At 50.2% G+C, this 22,995-nt stretch carries 17 protein-coding genes and 4 pseudogenes; 12 read left to right on the top strand and 9 right to left on the bottom strand.

Features of this window, described 5'->3' with window-relative positions; genetic code table 11:
* The first annotated feature begins 35 nt into the window (after positions 1-35).
* Positions 36-2,909 carry a TonB-dependent receptor domain-containing protein gene (locus tag GOB83_RS03250; RefSeq protein WP_165925231.1) on the top strand — a complete coding sequence of 958 codons (2,874 nt, stop codon included), beginning with the start codon at positions 36-38 and terminating at the stop codon, positions 2,907-2,909.
* A gap of 839 nt (positions 2,910-3,748) precedes the next feature.
* Positions 3,749-3,976, top strand: a complete 228-nt coding sequence (locus GOB83_RS15255; protein ID WP_165925462.1) for an integrase core domain-containing protein — start codon at positions 3,749-3,751, stop codon at positions 3,974-3,976.
* Here GOB83_RS15255 and GOB83_RS03240 read toward each other — a convergent pair.
* The 4 genes and pseudogenes from GOB83_RS03240 to GOB83_RS03225 form a co-directional block, all read right to left on the bottom strand.
* Positions 3,928-6,462, bottom strand: a complete 2,535-nt coding sequence (locus GOB83_RS03240; protein WP_165925461.1) for a phosphocholine-specific phospholipase C — start codon at positions 6,460-6,462, stop codon at positions 3,928-3,930. The two genes, GOB83_RS15255 and GOB83_RS03240, sit on opposite strands and share 49 nt — an antisense overlap.
* A 268-nt stretch (positions 6,463-6,730) precedes the next feature.
* Positions 6,731-6,871, bottom strand: a pseudogene (locus tag GOB83_RS14890) (IS5/IS1182 family transposase); the annotation flags it as partial.
* Between the two features lie 51 nt (positions 6,872-6,922).
* Positions 6,923-7,822, bottom strand: a complete 900-nt coding sequence (locus GOB83_RS03230; protein WP_165925230.1) for a FecR family protein — start codon at positions 7,820-7,822, stop codon at positions 6,923-6,925.
* Positions 7,800-8,366 carry an RNA polymerase sigma factor gene (locus GOB83_RS03225; RefSeq protein ID WP_165925229.1) on the bottom strand — a complete coding sequence of 189 codons (567 nt, stop codon included), beginning with the start codon at positions 8,364-8,366 and terminating at the stop codon, positions 7,800-7,802. The genes GOB83_RS03230 and GOB83_RS03225 overlap by 23 nt, the downstream gene beginning before the upstream one ends.
* Positions 8,367-8,886: 520 nt before the next feature.
* Between GOB83_RS03225 and GOB83_RS03220 the strand changes: the two genes are divergently transcribed.
* Together GOB83_RS03220 and GOB83_RS15250 are read left to right on the top strand one after the other, a co-directional pair.
* Positions 8,887-10,335, top strand: coding sequence for an alkaline phosphatase family protein (locus tag GOB83_RS03220; protein ID WP_165925228.1), 1,449 nt, complete (start codon positions 8,887-8,889; stop codon positions 10,333-10,335).
* Positions 10,241-10,723, top strand: a complete 483-nt coding sequence (locus tag GOB83_RS15250; RefSeq protein ID WP_373321586.1) for a c-type cytochrome — start codon at positions 10,241-10,243, stop codon at positions 10,721-10,723. Before GOB83_RS03220 ends, GOB83_RS15250 begins: the two co-directional genes overlap by 95 nt.
* Positions 10,724-10,930: 207 nt before the next feature.
* On the opposite strand, the gene GOB83_RS03210 is transcribed toward GOB83_RS15250, so the two are convergent.
* Entirely contained in the window at positions 10,931-11,905 is a 975-nt protein-coding gene (locus GOB83_RS03210; protein ID WP_165925226.1) for a GNAT family N-acetyltransferase, read from the bottom strand.
* 271 nt (positions 11,906-12,176) lie between these two features.
* Between GOB83_RS03210 and GOB83_RS03205 the strand changes: the two genes are divergently transcribed.
* The 5 genes and pseudogenes from GOB83_RS03205 to GOB83_RS15245 form a co-directional block, all read left to right on the top strand.
* Positions 12,177-12,821 carry a hypothetical protein gene (locus tag GOB83_RS03205; RefSeq protein WP_165925225.1) on the top strand — a complete coding sequence of 215 codons (645 nt, stop codon included), beginning with the start codon at positions 12,177-12,179 and terminating at the stop codon, positions 12,819-12,821.
* Positions 12,822-13,191: 370 nt separating this feature from the next.
* Positions 13,192-13,638, top strand: coding sequence for a hypothetical protein (locus GOB83_RS03200; protein ID WP_165925224.1), 447 nt, complete (start codon positions 13,192-13,194; stop codon positions 13,636-13,638).
* A gap of 46 nt (positions 13,639-13,684) precedes the next feature.
* A pseudogene (locus tag GOB83_RS14880) lies at positions 13,685-13,863 on the top strand (IS5/IS1182 family transposase); the annotation flags it as partial.
* A gap of 213 nt (positions 13,864-14,076) precedes the next feature.
* On the top strand, positions 14,077-14,541 hold the full coding sequence (locus tag GOB83_RS03195; protein ID WP_165925223.1) for a barstar family protein: 465 nt from the start codon (positions 14,077-14,079) through the stop codon (positions 14,539-14,541).
* Positions 14,542-14,630: 89 nt separating this feature from the next.
* Positions 14,631-14,948: pseudogene (locus tag GOB83_RS15245) on the top strand (IS701 family transposase); the annotation flags it as partial.
* Position 14,949: 1 nt separating this feature from the next.
* On the opposite strand, the pseudogene GOB83_RS03190 reads toward GOB83_RS15245, so the two are convergent.
* The 3 genes and pseudogenes from GOB83_RS03190 to GOB83_RS03180 all read right to left on the bottom strand — a co-directional run.
* Positions 14,950-15,175: pseudogene (locus GOB83_RS03190) on the bottom strand (IS5/IS1182 family transposase); the annotation flags it as partial.
* A gap of 61 nt (positions 15,176-15,236) precedes the next feature.
* Positions 15,237-16,934 (bottom strand): Na+/H+ antiporter, encoded by a 1,698-nt coding sequence (locus GOB83_RS03185; protein ID WP_086647239.1) that lies wholly within the window; start codon positions 16,932-16,934, stop codon positions 15,237-15,239.
* A 106-nt stretch (positions 16,935-17,040) separates the two neighbouring features.
* Positions 17,041-17,586 carry a DUF4142 domain-containing protein gene (locus GOB83_RS03180; protein ID WP_095350222.1) on the bottom strand — a complete coding sequence of 182 codons (546 nt, stop codon included), beginning with the start codon at positions 17,584-17,586 and terminating at the stop codon, positions 17,041-17,043.
* Positions 17,587-18,082: 496 nt separating this feature from the next.
* On the opposite strand from GOB83_RS03180, the gene GOB83_RS03175 reads away from it, so the two are divergent.
* Entirely contained in the window at positions 18,083-18,580 is a 498-nt protein-coding gene (locus GOB83_RS03175; RefSeq protein WP_086647243.1) for a hypothetical protein, read from the top strand.
* Positions 18,581-18,611: 31 nt separating this feature from the next.
* On the opposite strand, the gene GOB83_RS03170 is transcribed toward GOB83_RS03175, so the two are convergent.
* Complete coding sequence (locus GOB83_RS03170) at positions 18,612-19,517, bottom strand: LysR family transcriptional regulator (protein ID WP_165925222.1); 906 nt, start codon at positions 19,515-19,517, stop codon at positions 18,612-18,614.
* Between the two features lie 150 nt (positions 19,518-19,667).
* On the opposite strand from GOB83_RS03170, the gene GOB83_RS03165 reads away from it, so the two are divergent.
* A complete protein-coding gene (locus tag GOB83_RS03165) occupies positions 19,668-20,441 on the top strand; it encodes an SDR family oxidoreductase (protein WP_095350217.1) in 774 nt (257 codons plus the stop codon).
* Between the two features lie 238 nt (positions 20,442-20,679).
* Complete coding sequence (locus GOB83_RS03160) at positions 20,680-22,974, top strand: TonB-dependent receptor (RefSeq protein WP_194301278.1); 2,295 nt, start codon at positions 20,680-20,682, stop codon at positions 22,972-22,974.
* Positions 22,975-22,995 lie beyond the last annotated feature (21 nt).

The following is a 22,995-nucleotide window of genomic DNA, read 5'->3' as shown; positions in this document are numbered from 1 at the left end:
GGAGTAGATGGTCTGTCTCAATCAAGGTTGCAAGAATGTCTTTCCTAAGCCGATCTCGCGTGCTCGCCCTGTCGTCCTCCGTCGCATGCTTCGCTCCAGTTAGTGCCGTTGCTCAGGATCCACAGAGTGTTTTCGCAATTCCAGCACAAAAGCTGACATCTGCTTTAATGGCATTCAGCCGCCAGACCGGGCTACATATCGCATTTGATGGTAAAGTTGCCGATAACCTGCGCTCGGTTTCACTATATGGCAAAATGGATAACTTGAAGGCGCTCCATAAACTTATTGGCAACCCGGCTTTTAAAATTGACGCATCAAATCCGGGCGTCATTACGCTACGTACAAAAACGTCTAAACAAAAGCATAGTTTAGAAACAAGTGGCGAGGATAACCTGACTGTACAGGGACACAGGCGCGAGCTTCGGACTAAACGTAATTTTGCAGGTGTTGTAGACACTGTCACCTATAACGACCTTTCCAACCTTGGTGGCGCAACCTCCTTAGCACAGCTACTGACGCAATTACCTGGTGTGACTGGCATTCGTAACGGTGATGAACCCCGATACATCAGTGTGCGTGGTGTGTCCTCAGACCTGAACCAGACAACGCTTGATGGCATAACGCTTGCAAGTATCAGCGATGGGGGCAGCATCAGGCGCCGCGTTAATCTGCAGAATATACCGGCTGAAATGACGGGAGAAGACAGTATTTATAAAACCTTTACTGCCGAGCAGGATGGTGGTGCTATCGGCGCGGTTATTGATATGAATCCGCGTAGCGCTTTCGACCACAAAGGGTTGTATAAGTATATTGATATTTATGGTATTTACGGAACAGAAAAAGGGTCTGCTGGCGCGAACAGAATACCCGGCATGTCTCCCCATTTGGGTCGTGGGGCTAAAGTCGTTCTTTCCGACAGATTTGGTAAAGACAAGGAATTTGGTTTTATGACCTCATTCCGTTACCAGATGCGCACGCGCAATACGAGCAAGACTTGGCAGGAAGACAGTTATAACTTTTATAATACGTCGGGAAAGATTCTTAAGCCGAATGCGTCCAGCACTCCTGGCTGGAATGGTATGACAGCGCCACGCTATGTGGATAGCGGAACATATTCCAATGATCTGAACACATTAGGAGGTGCTGCCCGTCTGGAATGGCACCCCAAAAATAGCGGTTTCGAAGCTTCCGTTATGGGTTACGCATATCAGAGATGGGAAAACTCCTTTATGGAGCATAATGAATACCTTCTCGATGATACAGGGATATGGAACCAGACTCCTACGACTGGTCGTGAGTATATTTACCGGGCACGGACCATTGCCCGTAAAGACAACTGGAAAATGAACACAAACGGTGTGCTGGGTAATTTAGGATGGCACGACGATGTTTCTACTCTTAAATTGCGGGCCGGATACACATGGGAAGATTACTATGACCATGAGCCGTATATCACAGCCAGATCTTATCCAAGTGAAAAAGGAAGTAACGCGATTTTTGCTGATTACTATATAGATAAGGACAATGTCGCAACGCTTACAGACATTAGTGACATGAATAAATTACTGAATAGTGGTTATAAATATCAGTATATACAACAGGAATTTGACCGAGATCATGAAGGTATGACGAACGTCCGTCTGGATTATACGCGCAATCTCAAGCCTAATTCCCTTGGATTTGGTTTTGCGAGCGGGTTTGAATGGCGCAGCCTTAATGCGACCAATTCGTCAGACCAACTCTGGTATAAACCTGGCGGCAATGCCGCTTCAAGCATGTTTATTCCGGACATGAAAAATCCTAATGGGCCGTTTGTAGACGTGCAACATTTCCCATGGAATCAGCAAACACTGGACGTAACAAAATCCAGAAATTACACCCAACTGGCTTACTTCCGGTATCAGGAACAGCTTTTTGATGGATATGTCTCGCTTCATTATAAATGGCGTCATTCACAACTTATTGCTGGGGTGCGCGCGGATTCTGTCAACTTCAATGCATTTATTCCTGAAACTGACGGGACTAACCCAACAGGTAATATTAATAAAAAGAATAGCGGGTATATCAATCCTCTGCCATCTTTGACGTTTGTGCATGAATTTCCAGAAAATCTGATACTCCATGCTGTTTACAGCCAGTCTGTCGGTCGTCCACAACCGACTGATCTTGCGCAGGCAGCACAATTTAGCTGTGGTAATTCGGATGATACACAAGGGCAGGTGAATTGTTCGCTAACGCAAGGTAACCCTAATCTAAAGCCTCGTCAGGCTCAGAATTTTGACGTGTCAATTGATAAGTTTTTCAATCATGGAAATGCTGTTGTAAGTGTCGCGTATTTTAACAAAATGATCAAACACGATATTTACACGACAAGAGCAACAGAACTTATCAACGATCAGCTCACTTACGTTAAGCAGCCACGTAACGCCAACAATTCGACACTCATGGGGGTTGAGGTTTCTTTTGTTAACCGAAACATTAAAGGTCCATGGAGACAGTCTTTCGATATTAATGCTAGCGGAACATGGATGCAGGGCCGCATGACATATGAAGGGTCTGGTGTGTCTTACAAGCTGCACCAGTTGGTCGAGCAGCCTAAATATGTCTTTAATGGAAGTGTGACCTGGCATATTCCACAAGTCCGTGGCGCAGTGAAAGCATCATTTTCTTACTCCGCCAAATATCTTGAAGGGCTGAATGATGATCCGACGCAAATCTATGGTTACGGCTCTCAGCCGAGTTTGGATATTGGTGCGTGGCATGACATTACAGACAGCCTGCGTATAAAATACGAGGTTTACAATCTAGCTGGCTCACATACACGCATGTATTATGGGGAGAACCTCAACCGCCTTGAAGCAAAAGAAAGTTATGGCCGCAGCATTTATTTCGAGCTGGTCTATAACTAACACTATGGTTGTATTTTGTGTCATGAGTAAGCGCGTAGAACACCGGTCTGATGTGTTCGTCCAAGGACGGACCATCTGAGGAAGTGAGCGAGGCTTCTCTGCGTTCAGCAAGCTTTACGATGAGTAGCCTGATTTCCTGAATGTACGAGCGGCCGACGATTATCGTGTTTTGCGTTGAGTTTTTCTGATACTGGACACTTGCCATGGTAATCCCTCCATAAAAAGAGCTGCTTTTAGATGGGAATTTTCTCACCGTAAGAATGAGGAGATTCTGATGAAGAGTGATCGCTTTACTGACGCACAGATCATAGGGGCGCTCCGTCAGCCCAGCACCGGGTAATGGTCGGACAGGCTGTCACGCATCATGAAGTCACAGTGTCTAGGCCTGTCGGATTTTGGGGATCTCGGATCCGGCTTTCGTTATTGTCCACGACTGGCATAGACGCACAGCGTTTTGTGTCTGCGCAATGTGCGGATCTAGACCCGGCATCATAAGCGGCGTTATCGGAAACAAGCACTCAATCTGTGGACTAAACCCCGTAAACGTCTGATACGCGAAAAATGTAAAAAGCCATCAGTCCCTGCCCTTCTCAAAAGGCTCCGGTCCATGGACTTCATGCCCAGCAGGCTTTTGGATGTTTGTACCTTTCGGCTTCTGAACATCCTGGCTGACTTCAACCGTGGAGGGCTAACGATTGAGGTTGATTTTTCCTTACCGGCCTGTCGGGTTGTCCGTTACCTGAAACTGGTTATGGAGTAGCAGGCCAGAGCCTATCCGAGTAGATAATGGCTCTGAATATATCAGTCATATATTGATTTGAGGGGCCGAAAAGCAGGGGATTACCTGGTGCTATACGAAACCAAGTAATCCGCAGCAGAACGCCTATATCGAATGCTATAACAGAAATTTACGGCAGGAATTGCTCGAGCAGTATCTGTTTGAAAGCATTCAAAACCTGCAAGAGGCCGCAACAAAATGGCTCTGGACATATAACTATGACAGAATCAGTATGGGAGGTTACCGTGATATGCCCAGTCTCTCGTTGTTTCTCTCAGGAACCGGATAAACATTACCCATTGCTGGATCCGTTTCTCCCTGCTTCTTGGTTTCAACCCGACCGGCAAAATGCCACAGAAAATCAGAATCATCCGGGCTAGTTAAAACAACATCATACCACATTGAAGATTTCGTCAGATCAAATGCAAGTTCAGTGCTCTGCCCGGGCTGCAGGGTGGTCATTTTTTGCCCTCCCTGACTTTTCAGCACACTAATAATGTTCGCCGGTTTCGTTCCCCGATTGGTCAGCCGCAGGACAAAATCTTTCTTTTTGGCGAGGAGGTAAGCAGATTGGATATGAAGCTGTGGGCCTTGCAACTGCCCTTTATACCCCCGATAAAAACCATTCGGTGCATGGACTGAGACATCGTACACTTGGTGCTTAAAAGATGACGTGTCGAAGGGAATATTTAACGTATCCCCCGCTGCTACAGCATAGGTGGCTGCTTGCATGCTCGAAGCAGTTTGAACATCGTGATAATACACATTGAAAGGTAAACCAGCCGCGTGGTTTCCGTGAATCTTGGTGCCTGCCTGTAGATGCAGACTAATTGTGCCTCCGTTTTTTTCGATACTACCGTCACAATAAGGTTCATACGGCAAAGCACAGGATGGGCGGGTACCAGACTCCTGCTGGATCGTGTTGCGAACGTCTGTGGGAAAAGTGCGCAGAGCCGAGACTTCGGTCGCTGTAAGGGGACGAAAGCCACCCGGCATGGGTTGATCGCGCGCGCCTTCAATCATGTGTAAATGAGCGTCGCGGTTCAGGTACGGTAAAGTCGGAATTGAGCCATCATAAGGACGGAAACACGACGTGAGGTTACCACTAATCGCCCGTCGCCATGGCGAAATATTGGTCTCTCTAACCGTCTTGCCAAATTTTTCCTGAATGAATGACTCCAGAAAACGCAAGGTTGACGTGTGCTCGAAAAGCTGTGAATTCACCCAGCCACCTCGGCTCCATGGTGAAGCGACAATCATTGGCACGCGAAAGCCAAGCCCAATCGGCCCAGTACGGGCCAGATGACTTGGTACGCCCATATCCATTTCATCCTGAGCTGTCGTATATTCAAGCCCGTCTGGACCAATACTGGCTGATGACCGTCCTGTTTCAGGGCGCTTGGGGTCAGGTGCGGTATATGAAGGGCAATGGTCAAAATATCCGTCATTTTCATCATAAGTTATGATGAAAATGGTCTTTTTCCATACTTCCGGGTTTTCCGTCAGAATGTCCATCACTTCTGACACATACCATGCGCCGTACCACGGAGAACTTGGATGATCGGAAAAGTGTTCCGGCGCTGAAAGCCAGGACACCGTTGGCAATTTGCCTGATTTTACATCCTGACGAAACTGGTACAGAACGTCGCCTTTAGGGGCCTGCATATGCAAGTTATTTACCCCATCATTAAAAAATAAATCTTCAAGTTTCCGATAATTATTGTCTCCGCTATTAATAACAAATGCTTTTTCAAAAAGATTACGCTCTGATTCCGACAGTTTTTCTTTTGTTAAGTCAGAAACAGAACGCCTACGCAAAAGGACCGCAAGCAGGGCGCGTGCTTCGGTTAACTGTTCGTTATGAGACTCAGACGTAAGCATCTCTCGGTTATGCAACTGTTCGATATCATTCTGACATTCGCTGATTCGTGCCTCCAGCCAGTCCCCAAAACCCGGATTGGCCGAAACGCAATATTGATCAAAACATTCTAGAATATTTGTGCTAAAATTACTGAGCCATGCATCTTCTGCCTCACTCATGCCGCCGGTTTGTGTCAGTTCATTTTGATAATATTTCCAGGAAATACCCGCTTTTTCTAACCGCTCGGGGAAGGTCGTCCATGTCATCCCCCCTTCAAGAATTTCGTCATTGCGCATATACACTTTTGACGAGACATCCTGTTGATTTCTTACCGTTCCGGTCATGAACAACAGACGATTAGGGGATGTGCCTGTCATTGCACCACAATAATTCTGGTCACAAACAGTAAACGCATCAGCCAAAGCGTAGTAAAAAGGTAGATCTTCGCGGGTATAATATCCCATCGTCAAAGGATATTTGCCATATCCTTTGTGATGCGATTTTTTGGCATCAATCCACTGATCATGTCCGCCATCATTCCATGCATCAACCTGACTGTCACGGGAATGAGGAATTGAGCCCATCCATGTTACACGTGTATCCTTGATGTTCAAACGCCACGGTAGGTAAGTTTTGCCCGATTTGCCGGTTTGGGCAAAAACTGGAACTCCGTCTGGTTGGCGCATTGTACGGGGGTCGTTAAATCCCCGAACACCCTGCAGAGTACCGAAGACATGATCGAAAGAGCGGTTTTCCTGCATAAGAATAACGATGTGCTCGGCATCTTTCCATGTTGAACCGATATCCGGCGCAATGGCAAAAGCCCGCTGAATGGAAGAAGGCAACACTGAAGCAGATCCGGCAGCTGCTCCAGACAAGAGGGCGTATTTTAAAAAATCTCTACGTGTTGTCACCGTCATACCCTCGCGTTCGTCTTATGAAAAAGATCAGGCTGCTGGCAATGATGCATATAGCCGAGCACTTTGTGGCAAAAAATATCCTGTATCAAAAATGCTGCACTTATGAGGGTGCGAGACGGCTCATTTCGGCACCCCAAAAAAGACATGACTGCATCCTTGTGTAACAGAAGCATCTGCCTTCAATGAGTCGTCGGCATTCCCATTTCCGTCGTTTTTTTTTGTGACAGTAATAAGACACGCATCCCGATGCTCAGCTCAGGACTTATAGCCAGAGCATGACAATTGCAGCGAGGCAGATGGCCGAGAAGAAGGCGGTTGGGTATCTGTCATAGCATGTTGCGCCCCGTCTCCAGTCCTTGAGCCTGCCGAACATGATCGCGATACGGTTGCGGCGTTTGTATTTTTAACGGTTTCCCGCCCGCCTCCCATATCAATGGGCCCTGAGCCCAAGAAGCTATTCCAGATAAAAGTGGTGTGCGTCCTCTCTTACCCGTGCACCCGCAATGCTTCGGGCTGCCTGGACAAATATATCAGGTCGATTAAGATCGAATAAGCCGGAGAGCCTCTGATCGCCCAATCGAAAAGAAGAAATGATCTGTTTCTGATTGTAGCGATTGAAAATATCTGCCGCTTCGGAAATAGTTTCTGTTTCGAGTGCTATTTGACCTGTTGTCCATGCGAGGAGACGGACAAGTTCATCCTTATCCAAATGACTGAACCGTAATGTTCCGCGTGATGTCACCGTAATACGAGTGCCTGTGGTAAGACATTTAGGATCGGATATGCTGCGCCTCCACACATGAGCACTGCCGTTAATCACAACACCGCTTTCGTGGTTCTGACCTTGAGAAACCAGCAGACTGCCGTTCACTATAAATCTCAGATTGGCTGTTTTCACCAGCTCGTCGCACGCGGTAACGTAGCAGAGACCAGAAATTACACGGGTGTCACAAGAACTGTCTTCAACTTTGGTATGACAGTCTAGTATCAGTTTTCTACGCCATTTTTCTGGAGTATGCAGAATATTCCTATGGGTTTCATAGAAAATTTTTGCTTCTGTTGTTCCTGACGGTACAAAAATGGCACAAAAAAATGCAGCTGCCGCTGTTGAAACAACCATCCGTCTAGATGGAAGTTGCCGTCTCTGGCTCCAGTCGGCAGCAGGAGACCGTAATGCCTGCGCTCTGTTTGTCGCGTGCCATATAGCCTGACATCGCAGAAACGCACCTTTATGCCGTACATCCTCACGAATCCAGTTCTGCAACAGACGGTCTTCTTCTGCTGTCAACTGTCGCCTATCAAGACGTGCGATCCATTCTGCTGCAATCTGGTCAGGAGTGGCTTTTTTTGTCATTACCCACACCTCCTCTTATGGGTATTGCCTGGCTTTTGTCACGCTGGGCATAGAATTTTGAAATGGAAAGCAATGCGCGCGCCAGTTGTTTTTCAACACTGTTTTCTGAAATTCCACGATTTTTTGCACAATCTTTTTGTGTGAACCCGTTAATCTTGCGATCAATAAACACATTACGACAGCGCTCAGGCAGACGCTGGATTACTGAATTCAGAAACCTCAACTCTGCTCTAGCATCTGCCACTGCTTCAAGTGACGGCATATGATCTGCCAACAGGTCGTTCTGTACATCAGCCAGAGCTACTATTTCTACAATGCGGGCCTTTTTATAATGTTTCAAAATAAGGTTCCGGCAAACCGTATAAAAATAGGCAATAGGATTGGAAATATTATCAAGCTCAGCTTCCGCCATGATGACGTAAGCTTCCTGAATGATGTCATCTACCTCGATCTGAGGAAAACGACCGAGCCATGTTCTCACCACGTGCTCATTCGGCAGAATATGTTTCGCGAACCAGTAGCTGTAATGTTGATCGCCAAGCATAAAGACGCCCCACCCTGAATGCGCAGGACGTGTAGCACTTTATCATTCTTTGTTTGTGAACGTTTTATGACAGAATATGAAATCACTTTTGACTCAATCTCTCTGGCGCGCTGTGAACGCTTGAAATCCCGCCAAAACACAATGAGAAACAGACTTCACTCTTTACTGGGGGCTGAAATCAACCTTTCACTCAGCCGTGCAATTCGTTTCAATCATCATCCTGCTTAACTAACGACATGCCGGAAGGGCGAGCATGCTGTTGCGTCTACATAAAGCTCAGCTTCTGTCCGCCACACCTTTTATGACACTTATGTTGCATGCTTTCTGACTGGTTGCAAAGTCTCAACAGAGAGCGCAATGGATACCCTGAATATATGACTTCAGACGCATAGTTTTAGGTTTTTATCTTTAAAAATCTATTTGTTTTTCGTTTCATTCTTGTTGCCGGTCATAAGCTGTAGCATCTTTAAGCGTGATTGAACGGCGTATATGTATAGATAAAAGCAGGAAGCGCTAATCTATGTTTCGCTCACGCCCGTCAACGCGCCGCCGCCTTATAACCGGTGCCGCCCGTCTAGCAGCGCTTAGCTCTGCTGCAACTCTTATGCCGCCTCATGTACGCAAACTTATGGCCCAAACACCTAAGCGGGCAGGGTCGCTCAAAGACATTAAACATGTTGTCCTGCTCATGCAGGAAAACCGTTCTTTTGACCATTATTTTGGCACTTTGGCTGGTGTGCGCGGGTTTAACGATCCAAACGCTCTAACCCTTAAAAACGGTAAAAGTGTTTTTTACCAACCAGACCCGGAGAATTACCATTCAGGCTACCTGCTGCCTTTCCACCTTGATACTAAAACAACTAATGCGCAAAAACTGCCTTCAACCAGCCACGCATGGAACGTGCAGCATATTGCATGGAATGGTGGCAGAATGGATCAGTGGCTCTTAGCCCACCGTTTGGTCGATAAAGAAAACGCCCCTTACGTTATGGGCTATTTCAAGCGTGAGGATATTCCCTTCCATTACGCCCTGGCCGATGCTTTTACAATTTGTGATGGCTACCATTGCTCGGTTCTCGGCCCAACGGGACCAAACCGCTTGTACTACATGACCGGCATGATAGATCCAGACGGGACCAGTGGCGGCCCCAGTACCAGCAACATTCGACCACAAGAAGGCTTTGCCTGGAAAACCTACCCAGAACGGTTGGAAGAAGCAGGGGTAAGCTGGCGCGTCTACCAGTGCGGCAAACATGGCCGCCCCTTTAATCAGTTACAACATTTCCGGCAGTTTATGGATGCGCCCCATAACTCTGCCCTGTACCGTAAAGGTGTGCCAGAACCGTCTGAAGGTGAGTTCGAACATGATGCTTTGCATGATCGCCTGCCAACGGTTTCTTGGCTCTGCCCCCCCGACTGGGCGTGCGAACACCCTGACTACATGCCCGCTGCCGGGGCTGAATTTATCGCGCAAAAACTCAACGCACTCGCTGCCAACCCAGATGTGTGGGCAAAAACGGCTTTTATTCTCAATTATGATGAAAATGACGGCCTGTTTGATCACGTACCCCCGCCGTTTGCCCCCGACGGTACATCCGGAGAATATGTTGATAAATGGCCTATTGGGGCAGGCTTTCGCGTACCTTGCATCATTATTTCTCCATGGACAGTAGGCGGCTGGGTATGCAGCGAAACCTTTGACCACACCTCAACACTCCAATTTCTTGAGCGTATAACAGGCGTGCGCGAACCTAATATTACCCAGTGGCGGCGTGATACGTTTGGAGATCTCACCTCAGCCTTCCGTTTTGGAGCAATGCCAGAAGCCGCGCCAACTCTGCCGCCCACAGCAGATTTGCTCAAGCAGGCAGAATATGACGCTGAGCATTTCAGTGACCCGGTTTTTCCAGATAAGCACCAAGTTACCCCCAAGCAGGAAGCCGGCACCCGCAAGCGGGTCGACCAGTAAAAGAGTGCCCAGCATGCGACAAAGCATACTGCGTGTTACGCGAATGACCGCGTGTGGTCTCTTAGTGGCGTTTCCCGTGCATGGGCGTGCTGTGCCGCAGGCGGCGGGCATTACTGCCACCTCACAACAGGTGGCGTATGGAGTTGCGCTCTACAAGCAGCGTTGTGGCGCATGCCACAACACCCCCTCTCGTAGCTTGGACGAGGCCCCACTCCTTGCTGGCTCAGCGTTTGCGCAAAAATGGTTGTCACGGCCTGCCGTGCTGTTCCAAAAAATCCGCTATTCTATGCCGCAAGATAATCCAGGCACCTTAAGCGATGAAGAAGCCAGAGCCTTAGTCGCGGCGTTAGCAAGTGGGAGTATTAGCGGCAAAGCCCCTGCAAAATAAGAGGTGGGCGCAGGACGCAACAGCTGTTCGCCCGTTATCCGATTTCTATCCATGGCATCGACAGTCATCATCTCCGTTGCTTCTTCCGGCTTGTGTTTTTTGCTCAACGAATCATATGATGGCTGGGCTACTCAATGAGCTAATCATCAAGAAAACTTTGGAAAACACATAGTGTCATCTGGTACAAGCTATTGTCCACATCACGCGCTAACTGACAGCACGACCTAAAATCTTATTTTTAAAAATTTTCAGCGTGCCATTCGCAGATCTTTCCCATTGCCGAAGTATGGACGCGCCTAAAACTTGTGGGCGGACAATGGGAGGTAGTCCAAAGCTGGCAATCATTTTTGCAGATTTTGCTGAGGCAAAACTGTCAAAATCAAATGTAAGACCTCTGTTATGGGCATATTCTATACTTTGCCAGATCAGGAGCATGTTAGATCCGGCAATAGTGGCTCCACGATCTCTGGCTGATTGCCAGAAGTACAGGTTGTTCTGGTCCCAGATTAACACGACAGCCGCAATCAACTGATTATGCTCATCCCACGCGCTCATGACACAAGCTTGTTCTCTCTGACAGCATGCGTCAAAAATTTTTTTCATGCGTGCAAAATCGTGGCTATTTTGGGCGCGAGGCTGATCAATGAGAGAGATACGAATAAAATCGTCCAAATTAGTATTACAGACGACAGAGAGTTTTTTATCTGCTGTTCTAATCAGATTGCGTGTTTTTTGATCGCAATTATCCCATACATCTTTAAGAGGGATATCCAATGGAACACGAAATGTGAAAGCCTGACCAATTGTGAACTTGCATAAAGAAAAAGCAAATGCAGTTTCATCTTCCGGATCAAGACTTATATGCAAGCTATCGTAAGGTGGTATTTTTTTTACTAATTCGGCAATGGTATTGCGAATATTCTGCGCGCGGCGAAATGGCTTGGATGAGGGCAAAAATAAGCGTGGCCCAAGGGTTCGTGTATAAGGTGGACGTGTTATTATTTTCATACCCAAATGCGTTTGCATAAAAATAGCTAGATCACCAATAACAAGACCATCTTTTTTAACTTCAATCAGATCATAATGCCCATCTGTAGCAGCATTAAGCCACCACTCTTGATGAAAAATTGAAAAAGAATTTTTCTCTGTTACCTGTTTATTATTAATCATGATATTTCCCATAACCCCTCCGAAACTGAGCGGTTTCCGTCTTAATTCTATGAACATACTTCATTTTCTCGGGAATAGTGATCTATCCCCATCGACTGGGCCGTTTCGTTTATTAGCGGATTAAGCTCATCACCGCCAGATCCGGGTGGAGGTGGAGTCTTCTAAAACCCCTCTGGTTTTAATGTGCACCCTGTGATTCCATCTTTCCAACGTGGATTTTAAAGTCTTTCATCCTGACCTGAATAAAGCACTGGCCTACGCGGATGGAACCCCCATCTAATAGATGAAGAAAGAGCAAAAAATGATGCAAAATATTAGTGTCAAAAGAATATTTTTTACCTTCTTTCCCACGTTACTGCTGACTGGCTGCGTGCACCCCGCACCTCCCAAAATACCATTCAATAGTGCTGAAGTCGCATGGGCCCAAAAACCCGGGCATGCCACCATCAAAGGGTGCGTTAGTGGAGCCGAATTTACAAAATATCATTCTTATCAAGAACCTGACGGAAACTATGACTCTTATCCAATAGAAAGTTCTTTTAGAGAAACGCCGCAAAAAAATTTTACAATAGATCTTCTTCCAGAGAGTGAGTATATGCACATTCTAGCGAAGAAAATGGAAGTATATAATCTTCGTGTTAATGATTATAAAAACGTAAATGACCCTCGTTGGGTTGTTCCATCAGTGTTGCCTTTCATCCCTCATTTTACCTGTCCTATGGCTGGTCCCAGCCTTTGTCCATCGGTTGCTCACTTTGTCTTTTCTAATCTTCCAGCAGGGAACTGGTACATTGTAGCTGCATATAATTCCACGCCAGAGGCGAGAGGCAATGCTATAAATATTCAAAAAATCACGACAGTAGAAGGTAAGACAGTTTCTTATGTGTCATGGGAGGGAGCGCGTAGTATCAAGAAATGTTCGCCATAGTCTCAAGCATAGGGCAATCGTTGAAAGTGCCTTTCAAAACTCCTTGTACTTTGAGGGGGATAAGTGGTGGGAGGACATGCCAACTCTCTTGTTTCCGATACTCTGGAATGATGATCAGAGCACTCCTTCACGTGATTCCTGTGCGGGCGAAAGGCGAACGCCCGCGTGTGCCCGACCGCGCGATGCTCACGGAGATACTGTTCGTTCTTCTGACAGGTCTTCCTATGGAACTGCTATAACATTTAGACCTGCTGGGGCGGCTAGTTTTCGGACTCCAGATGTTGCGGCCACAGTTGAAATAAATATAGATATCCTTAAAAGTCTTAATAGTACAAACGTTTTAAAATTGAAATTCCCAAAGGAGTAGGCTGTGGAATTAATCCTTCAATACAAAAAATTTTTTGAAATCTGTCGTCATGATGTTAATAGCCTGTTTTATTACTGGCCTTCCGAAAGTTTCCGAATATACAAGCTTTCGGGAGTTGAATATGCAAGCACATGGTGTCAGGAAGCACTCGATTTTGCGTATAGAGTAATCAAAATAAATTTCATGGTTCTCGACTATCCCGATGTGGATCCTGCAGGTCAGGAAATGGATGATATTTTCAAGAAGATGTCCGATAATTCTCCTAATAATGCAGATGGAGGAGCAATATGGTCAACTTATCAGTTTTATTTAATGGAAAAAGGCCGTAATTTTATTGATGCATGGCTGGCTTCTGGTGATGATAGGCTTTTTGGACAGAAACTGATTGATATATTCAATGCCCATAACGTTGGTTTCGATAAACAGGCTTTCTATCCTGTAAAATATTAATGATGAAAAGACGGTTCTGCGGGACAGACATATCCTATAGGCCTGACAGGACAAGCCCTCAAAGCTGCCCCATAAGGACCGTTAAAGTTCACAAAAGCAAAACTGCAGGATGACGGGAGTATGCCGGCAACAGATCTGGTCATCCCGTTTTTTGGCTATAAATAGTATATCTCCATCAATCAAACATTTCGGCTGATCTGTAAATGGAAGGCGACGGATACAGCGAAGCAGTGACCCGAACACGCAGAAAATTCTGGTCAGTGCAGTGATGAACTGTCTTGCGGAGGCAGTTTCCGCAGTAGGCGATGCAGTATTCAGTGGAGGTCATTCAGCATGGAGTTAATCGTAGTAAAGAACCTATTATTATAGGCAGGCAACGGGAAAGCTTGCTATACATCTGATCACTATCAGACATTCAAAGGAATGGGTTAAGATAAAATGTTTGATATTTCCACATTAAAAAACACCAACGGTCCGTGGGTTTTCCAAACTGAAGATAGAGAAGAAAAATTCAACTTTACTAATCCAATCATTTTATTGGGTGATGTGATGCAAACGATTAATGACGTTTATAATGAGATATATAAAAAACTTCATGCCCCTGACTATGCGGGGAAAAATTATAATGCTCTCTTAGAGATTCTTACTGATCTAGAATGGATAGACCAAAAAGAATACGTATTATTTTTTCAAAATTCAGAAAATATATTAATAAAAGAAGAAAGAACAGTTCTTGACGGTCTTATAGAAACTATGTCTTTTGCTGGTGAAGAATGGAGTAAACCCGTAAACTTAGAAGTAGCGTGGGATCGCCCAGCAATCCCGTTTCATGTTATTTTTCAATTTAAAAAAATAAATATGAAAAGTGAATTTGATAATATTCCCGCCATCACTTCTAAATAATATAATTATTTATTTTAAATATTTTATATTTATCTTCATCTTGCGCGGAGCGATATTTTTATACTGGGGTGTTCATCCTCTCCATAAACAGGGGGCAGATCGCACCGTTGTTTACGCAGAAGCATGTTGCTGCTTCTACTTGCGCCTTCCTTGACGTTCTAATTGGCAATGAACCACGCAAGGCGGGATGGATGCGTGCGGAAGCCGCAGGATATCCCGCTCCATGGCGGCAACAGGCGCTTCTGGGTTTGCGGGCAGTGGGATGCCGATCCCTGCGTGATGTCTTCAAGGAGCATGTGGTCGAGCATCTGGGCACTGCAGGTAGCGCCCCTATCATCGGTGAGACCGGTTTTCTGAAGAAAGGTCAGGCGTTCTACAGTGTAAGACAGCAGTATACGGGCTCTTCTGCATCATGCAGATGAATATCCCCGTAACATTCCAGCGGTTGTAGAGCGTCTTGTGTGGACCGTATTCCCGGGGAGAGGACATCACGCCCGCGCAGACCATTTCGGTTCACGAGAATGATCCCGCTCAACACACGATGGTCATCAACGTGAGGTTTGCCATGGTTCTTCGTGAAAAAAGACCCCAGACAATCCATCTGCTCGTCCGCCAGCCCATGCAGGTCGCTCATCTTCGGTCCCCTCAAGAGATCTGAGCCCAGGCAGTCCTGCCGCCTATGGATACCTGCCGGGTCAGACCTCCCTGGGGAGGCGCTGGGCGAGGGCGTGAATCACTTCCTCCTCGTAATCCAGCTCTTGCTGTAACTTCCACTCTGTCTGGTCATTAATATCCTGCTGGGCCACCAGTTCACGCATGGTCTGGCGTTCGGCCCGCAGGATTTGCAGGCGCAGGGCCAGTTCCATACGGGCATGCCGTATGGCGTTGCGCCTGTCGGCCTGGGCAATGCGGGGGGTGGCGTCCTCCTGCTCCAGCCGGGTCTGGTAGAGCTTGGTCAGGCGGGCAATAACCTCCACACGTGCGGCCTCCAGAGCGGCTTTCTCCTCCTCCGTTTCGGGCGGGGTTTCTATAGCGGGCATGGTTTCGGCCTTGCGTAGCAGGTCCAGCGCGGCACGCAGCAGCCGCTGGCGGGCCATGTTTTCCTCCTGCGCATTTTTATCCACCAGTTCGGCCGGGATAAACTTCAGGCATAAGGGAATAATCACGCTGGCAACCAGCAGGGAAAGCACAATAACCCCCGCGGCAATAACCACCACGGCTTCACGCGTGGGGAAGGACATTGTGCCATCCTCCCCCGTAGGCAGGGACAGCACCGCCGCCAGCGTAACCGCACCACGCACCCCGGCAAAACTCAGCAGCAGGCTGGCCGCAAACCCTGTGGCCTCGAACGGAATGTGGTTGATCCGTGCGGAAGCCCAGCGGCAGGCGATGGACAGCCAGACCCCCATAAACCGCATGACCAGCATAATGCAGTAAATCTGCACCACCAGCAGCCCCAGCCGCCACATGCCCACATGCTGGGCCAGCACCAGCGTATGCGCACTTTGCAACAGGTTGGGGAGCTGCAAGCCAAGGAACAGAAAGATCAGCGCGTTAAACACGTAGCTGACCATGGTCCATACCGTGGTGGATTGCAGGCGGGTGCTGGTGGAAGCATCTTCCACAATCCCTGAAAGCTTGACCACCATACAGCCGGCAACCGCGGCCAGAATGCCCGAACACCCCATGGCTTCCGCCAGAGCATACATTAAAAACGGCAGAAGCAGCACCAGCACAATCTGGGACTGGGTTTCATCATACCCGGAGCGGGTGAGCATCTTGTTCAGGCGGGCGGCAACCCAGGCGACAATCCCCCCAATGGCCAGCCCCCCGAACGCCACCAGCAAAAACGTGCCAAACGCCTGTTGGTAGGAGAACTCACCCGTAAGCGCATCGGCCATGGCAAAACGGAAGCAGACAAGGCCCGAGGCATCGTTAAACAGCGCCTCGCCCGACAAAAGCTGCAACAGCCGGGTCGGCACCCGCCTGCCTTTGATCAGGCTGGACACGGCAACCGTATCTGTGGGGGACAGGGCGGCCGAGAGCGTAAAGCAGACCGGCAGGCTCATGACCGGCAAAATCCAGTGAATGGCATAGCCACACAGCAGGGTGCTGAGCACCACCAGCCCAAAGGCCAGAAACAGGATTGGCCCACGCAGCTCCCCAAACTCGCGCAGGGGCATACGAAACGCATCCGCGAACAGAAGAGGCGGCAGAAACACGAACATGAACAGTTCGGGGTGCAACTGCACATGCATGCCCGCAAGCCCGGCGCAAACGCCCAGAGCGATCAGAATAACGGGCTGCGGCACCTTTTGTTTGAACCGTAGGGTTATCAGGCTGCTCACAGCGGTCAGCAGTAAAAGCAGCAGAATGAATTCGATTGTCAGCATGGTGCATGCCCTTTGCGGGGCTTCATGTTTTTGTGCAAGCCATTATCAACTCACAGCCTCATAAAAGACTGCATGCACCTTTCCCGTGCAGGCAGGCCGCAGGCCCCTAGCGCATGACGGCCTGATAATCCGCCAGCCGGGTCTGCACATCCCGCGCGATTGCGACCAGATCGGGGTTTTTGGAGGTGGCAATCTGGCTGGCAAGCACAGGCTTAATTTTGGCATGTGTAGCCGTAAAGTAGCGGATGTAATGCCTGTCAAACGCGGCGCCCTGCCAGCGTTGCAGGCGTTCGATCTGTTTTTGTTCGGGGCCAGATGGCTGGGCAGGCAGGGTCAGGGCATGGGCCGCAGCCACCTTGGCCAGCCGGGCTTGCAGCGCGCCTATGTCCTTGGAGATCGTCTCCCCCACAAGGGCAATATCGTTCCGGGCGGCATGGGTCCTGGCTATGTTGGCCATGCCAATCTGGGCAAGGTCCATGGTGTTGAGCTTTTGCACAAAAACCGCATCCGCCGCACTGAACGGAGCTGGCTTTGCCAGCGCCGGCAAGGGCGGAGCCGCAGGCTGGGAGGGCGTAACATAGGCGCACGCCCCCAGCAGCAACAGCATGAAAGGGGAGAGCGCAGCCGCCTTATGGCGGAACAAAAACAACATAACCGGCAGTTCTCCCTTACAGGGGCCAGAGGTGGGGCGGCAAGCACACCCAATATTGAAAACAATGTTTGCAATAAGCAAACGGGCAGACGTCACTTGTGATTTTTATATCCACAACAGATGCCACACCCAGTGACCACACCCCTTATGATGAAAGCATATAACACGGATGGCAAGACTGCGACGGACGCATTTATAGCGACCGCCCCCATAGGGCAGGACTGCCCGGTGCCCGATCTATAATAGCGGACACAGCATATTTTACTGGCACGGTTTTATTTTACACTTTGTTTGCGCCTTGCATCGCGCGCACAGAACACAGTAGGCTGGGTGTGGAATGTGTGCCATGCGGGGGCATGCGCCAAGTCTGGCTATTGGGATATGCCTTTATATGAACTGTCGTCTTTTAAACACCCTTGCCCTGTCCTCCCTCTGTCTGGGGTTGAGCGGGTGCGGTTACTTTGACTCGCGTGCCGCGCATAAGGCGCAGGTTACCATGATCGGCATGACATCATACGACCTGCAAGCCTGCGCGGGCCTACCCTCCGCCACAAAGCAGTTAAACGATACAACACAGATTTTTATCTATAACGGCACACAGCCGCAGCCCAGCTATGGGGGCTCCACCCTTATTCCGGTGGGGGATATTGTCACCACCATCAACCAGCTTGGGGGTGGGGGTGGCACCACCTGCTCCGCCGTGATCCGGCTGGACCATGACCGGGTGGCGGATGTGCATTACACCGGCAATAATGATGAGTTGATTGGCTCGGACGGGATCTGCTCCATTATTACCCGCGGCTGCTCCCGCCAGCCGGAAGGCACAATGAACAAAAACACAGGCAGCCTGCTGTTTGGCCCTGTTTCTGCCTTCCATGAGCCCAAGGGCCCCAACCAGTCCGCCGGGTCCACCTACTCCTCCCAGTCGGGTACGGTTGAACTCAACCCGGACCCCAACTCCAAAAATCCGGTTATTATCCCCCGTCTGCCCTGAACCCTGCGTACTGGCCCGCTGCCATGGCGGGTCAGAGCAGATGCTGGGCCAAAAGCCCTTCCATCCACCCGGCAAAAGCCTGCACACGGGAGGAAAGGTGCCGCCTGTGGGGGTAAAGCAGGTTTACCGGCATGGCGGGCGCGCACCAGTGCGGCAACACCGCACATAATTCCCCGCTCTGCACCAAGGGCTTTACATCATATTGTGGCACCTGAATAAGCCCCAGCCCAGCCAGACAGCAGGCAATCTGGGTTTCCGCACTGTTCACGGTTACGGGGCCGGGCAGGTCCAGCGTGTGGAGGGTTCCGTTTTCCTCCCACTCCCATGCCTCCACCCGCCCATTGGCGGGGGACATGTAACGCACGGCAACGTGCCTATCGCGCGCCAGATCAGCCGGGGTCTGGGGTATGCCGTGGCGGGCAAGGTAGGCGGGGCTGGCAACATTGAGCAGGCTCATACGCCCCATGCGCCGCGCGATCAGTCCTGAATCATGCAATGTGCCTACCCTTAGCACACAGTCCAGCCCTTCCTCCGTCAGGTTTACCGGCCTGTCCGTTACCCCCAGTTCAAGCTGAATATCTGGATGGGCCGCAACAAACTCCGGCAGTGCTGGGGCAACAATCAGGCGGCCAATACGCGCAGGCAGGTTAACCCGCAGCACGCCGCGCACGTGCCCGCGCTCGCGGCGGAACAGGTCCTCCGCCTCGTCCATATCCGCCACAAGCCTTACGCAGTGTTCGTAAAACGCGCGTCCGTCTGGGGTGGGGGTTACGGAGCGGGTGGTACGCGCCAGCAACCGCGCTCCCACCCGTGCTTCCAGTGCCTGCACGGCGGTCGATACGGTGGAGCGTGGCTGGCCCAATGTTTCTGCCGCACGGGTAAAACTGCCCGTTTCCACCACGCGCGCAAATATGCGGCATTGATCTATACGGTCCATTGGCCTGCCCCCTGCCCCACCCCGGATTATTCGTAAAAGCTGACAGGTCTTATCATATTCCGCCGCTTTATTGGTAATTTACAAATGATACTGTGCCCGGACAGAAAAAACGGGCCAGCGCCTGTTTGCACCAGCTAAGGCAGCACAGACATGACCACACACAGCATAACCGGCAAAACCGTTCTGATCACAGGTGGCGCCAAAAACCTTGGCGGAATGGTGGCCCGTGATCTGGCAAGGCATGGCGCCCAAACGGTTGTCATTCACTATAACAGCTCCGCAACCGAGGCAGATGCCAAGGCCACAGCGCAAGCTGTGCGCAATGTTGGCGCAAAAGCCTTTGTTATTCAGGCGGACCTGACCCAGCCCGGAGCCATGGCGGATCTGTTTGAAAAAACCCGGCAGATGACGGGGGGGCTGGACATAGCGATCAACACCGTGGGCAAAGTGCTCAAAAAGCCCATAGCCGACACAACGGATGAAGAATACGATGCCATGTTCGCCATTAACACAAAGGTGGCGTTCCAGTTTATCCGCGAAGCCGGCAAACACCTGAACGACAACGGCAAACTACTCAGCATTGTGACCTCCCTGCTTGGTGCTTACACCCCGTTCTACAGCACCTATGCAGGTGCGAAGGCAGCCGTGGAGCACTTTACCCGCGCTGCCTCCAAGGAACTGGGAGCACGCGGTATTTCGGTCAACGCCATTGGGCCTGGCCCCATGGATACCCCGTTCTTTTACGGGCAGGAGGAGCCAGAGGCCGTTGCCTACCACAAGAGTGCCGCAGCACTTTCCCCCTTCAGCCAGACAGGGCTGACAGAGGTGGAAGATATTGTGCCCCATGTACGCTTTATGGTGTCCGATGGCTGGTGGATGACAGGGCAGACCATTCTGGTCAACGGTGGCTACACAACCAAATAACCTTTTTATAATAAGGATTTTTTCAAACGCCTCTCCCCCGCCACCTTGTGGGGGAGAGGCGTTTTTGTATGGCATGGTGCTGTATAGAGCACTGTTTGGGGTGGGTCTGCCCTGCGTTGCACAAATGCAACAGAGGTTGGTCCTGTTTGCGGTGCAGCGCATAATTTGATTGTTATGTTATATTATAACTAATAGCTATGCGGCCCTTGGCTCACTCCAATTCAGGCGGCATGTAATTATGACCTACCGACCATCTGGTCTTCTCCTCTGCTCTTCTTTTTTGAGCAGCCTGCTGGCAACAGGCCATGCAGCAGCAGCCCAGACGGCCACGACCACCACGCAGGTCACAGCCACGACAACCACAGGCACACTTGCAGGCACTGGCACACCAGCCACAGCCAAAAAGCCCGTGCGCAAAGGGGCGGAAACCGTGCAGGTTATCCCCCACTCCACCACGCATGAGGCGGAACAGGTTATTGTAACCGCACATCTGGACCGTGCCCGCTCCGAGCTGTCGCCCACCACGGGGGCCAGCGTGTACCATTTCAGCCGTCAGGCGCTGGAGAATATTCCCGGTGGGGATAACGCCCCGCTTAATCAGGTTCTTTTGCAAGCTCCGGGGGTTGCGCAGGACAGTTACGGCCAGATCCATGTGCGCGGGGACCATAACGAAGTGCAGTTCCGCCTTGATGGCGTGCAGCTACCCGAAGGGCTGAGCGTATTCGGGCAGGCACTGATGACCCGCTTTGCCGATAACATGTCCCTGACCACAGGCGCGCTGCCCAGCCAGTTTGGCTTCCTGCAGGCTGCCGTGGTGGATATTACCACCAAAAACGGCACGACCAATGCAGGGGGGAACCTGTCCATTTACGGTGGGGCGCGGGATTACTTCTTCCCTTCCCTGCAATATGGTTTTCATAAAGGAAAGTGGGATTTTTTTGCCACGGCGGACTTTGTGCATGACCGCGTGGGCATAGAAAACACCACAAGCTCATTTAACGCCCCGCATGACCTGAGCAACCAGTACCACTTTTTGGGCCATGCCCGTTATACGGTGGATGAAGATACGCGGATCAGCCTGATTGCAGGCATTTCCAACGCGGAATACCAGCTCCCTAACAACCCCGGCCTAACGCCCGATAGCTGGAGCCAAAACTACACACCCCCCGCAGGGGCCACTACCAACAGCGATAGCCTGAACGAACACCAAAAGCAGATTACCGACTTTGCCGTGCTGGCCCTGCAAAAGGAAATCGGGGCTTTTAGCCTACAGGATTCCGTTTTTACCCGCTACAGCTCCCTGCGCTACTCCCCCGACCCCACGGGGGACCTGCTCTACCTTGGCAATGCCCAGCGGGCCGCGCGCTCGGTCTTTTCCACCGGCACCCAGCACGACGTAACCTGGCGCGCAGCGCGCGACCATACTGTGCGCTTCGGGTTTCAGGTTTTTGTGGAACGCAATGTTTCGAGCACCACATCAACCGTTTTCCCACAGACCAATATTGGCAGCACCCCGCCCACATACGGCCCCAACCCCTTTAATGTGTATGACAGCAGCGGCAAAACCGGCATGGTTTATGGCGTGTACGCGCAGGACGAATGGCGCCCCTTGCGTAACCTGACCATCAATTACGGCCTGCGTTTTGACGGCGTGAGCGAATACACCGCCGAACACCAGTTTAGCCCGCGTGTAAACCTTGTGTGGAAACCATGGAAAAACGGCACCCTGCACGCAGGCTACTCGCGCTATTTTACTCCCCCACCGTTTGAAATTGTAAGCGGGGCATCGCTTACTCATCTATACGGCACCAGTGGCGCACCCAATTCGCTCACAAACAGCAAAGTGCGTGCCGAGCGCGACCATTATTTTGACGCAGGGTTTGACCAGACCATTCTGCCCGGCTGGCATATTGCCTTTGACGCCTATTATAAACTGGCCAAGAACCTGATTGATGAGGGCCAGTTTGGCGCCCCCATTATTCTGAGCGGCTTTAACTACCGCCATGGGCAGGTAAACGGGTACGAAGTCAGCACCTCCTACGACCGCGGCCCACTCTCCCTTTACGGTAATTTTGCATGGTCACGCGCCATTGGTAAAAAAATTACCAGTGCGCAGTTCAATTTTGACCAGGGCGAACTGGACTACATCAGCAGCCGCTGGGTCCATCTGGACCATGACCAGCGCTGGACCGCATCTGCTGGAGCAGCATACACATTTTTTCACAAAACCCGTGCTCCGCTGCGCCTGTCCGCCACACTGGTCTATGGTAGTGGCCTGCGCGCGGATGATGATGCAAACGGCATCCCCAACGGGCTTGCATTAACACCTTATGCTACCGTTAATTTTTCTGCCGTGCAGACCATTCACAACACCTTTGGTTCGGCATGGCAGGGGGATACGCAGCTAAGGCTGGATGTGATCAATCTGGGAGACCACACCTACATGCTGCGTGATGGGTCGGGCATTGGTGTTACCGCACCCCAATACGGCCTGCGCAGGACCATACTGTGCGGTATATCCCAAGGGTTTTAACAACCGGGGCTGAATGGGCAC

The organism is Acetobacter fabarum, assembly GCF_011516925.1.
Classification (GTDB): Bacteria; Pseudomonadota; Alphaproteobacteria; order Acetobacterales; family Acetobacteraceae; genus Acetobacter; species Acetobacter fabarum.
This window is presented reverse-complemented; position numbering and strand designations above follow the sequence as displayed.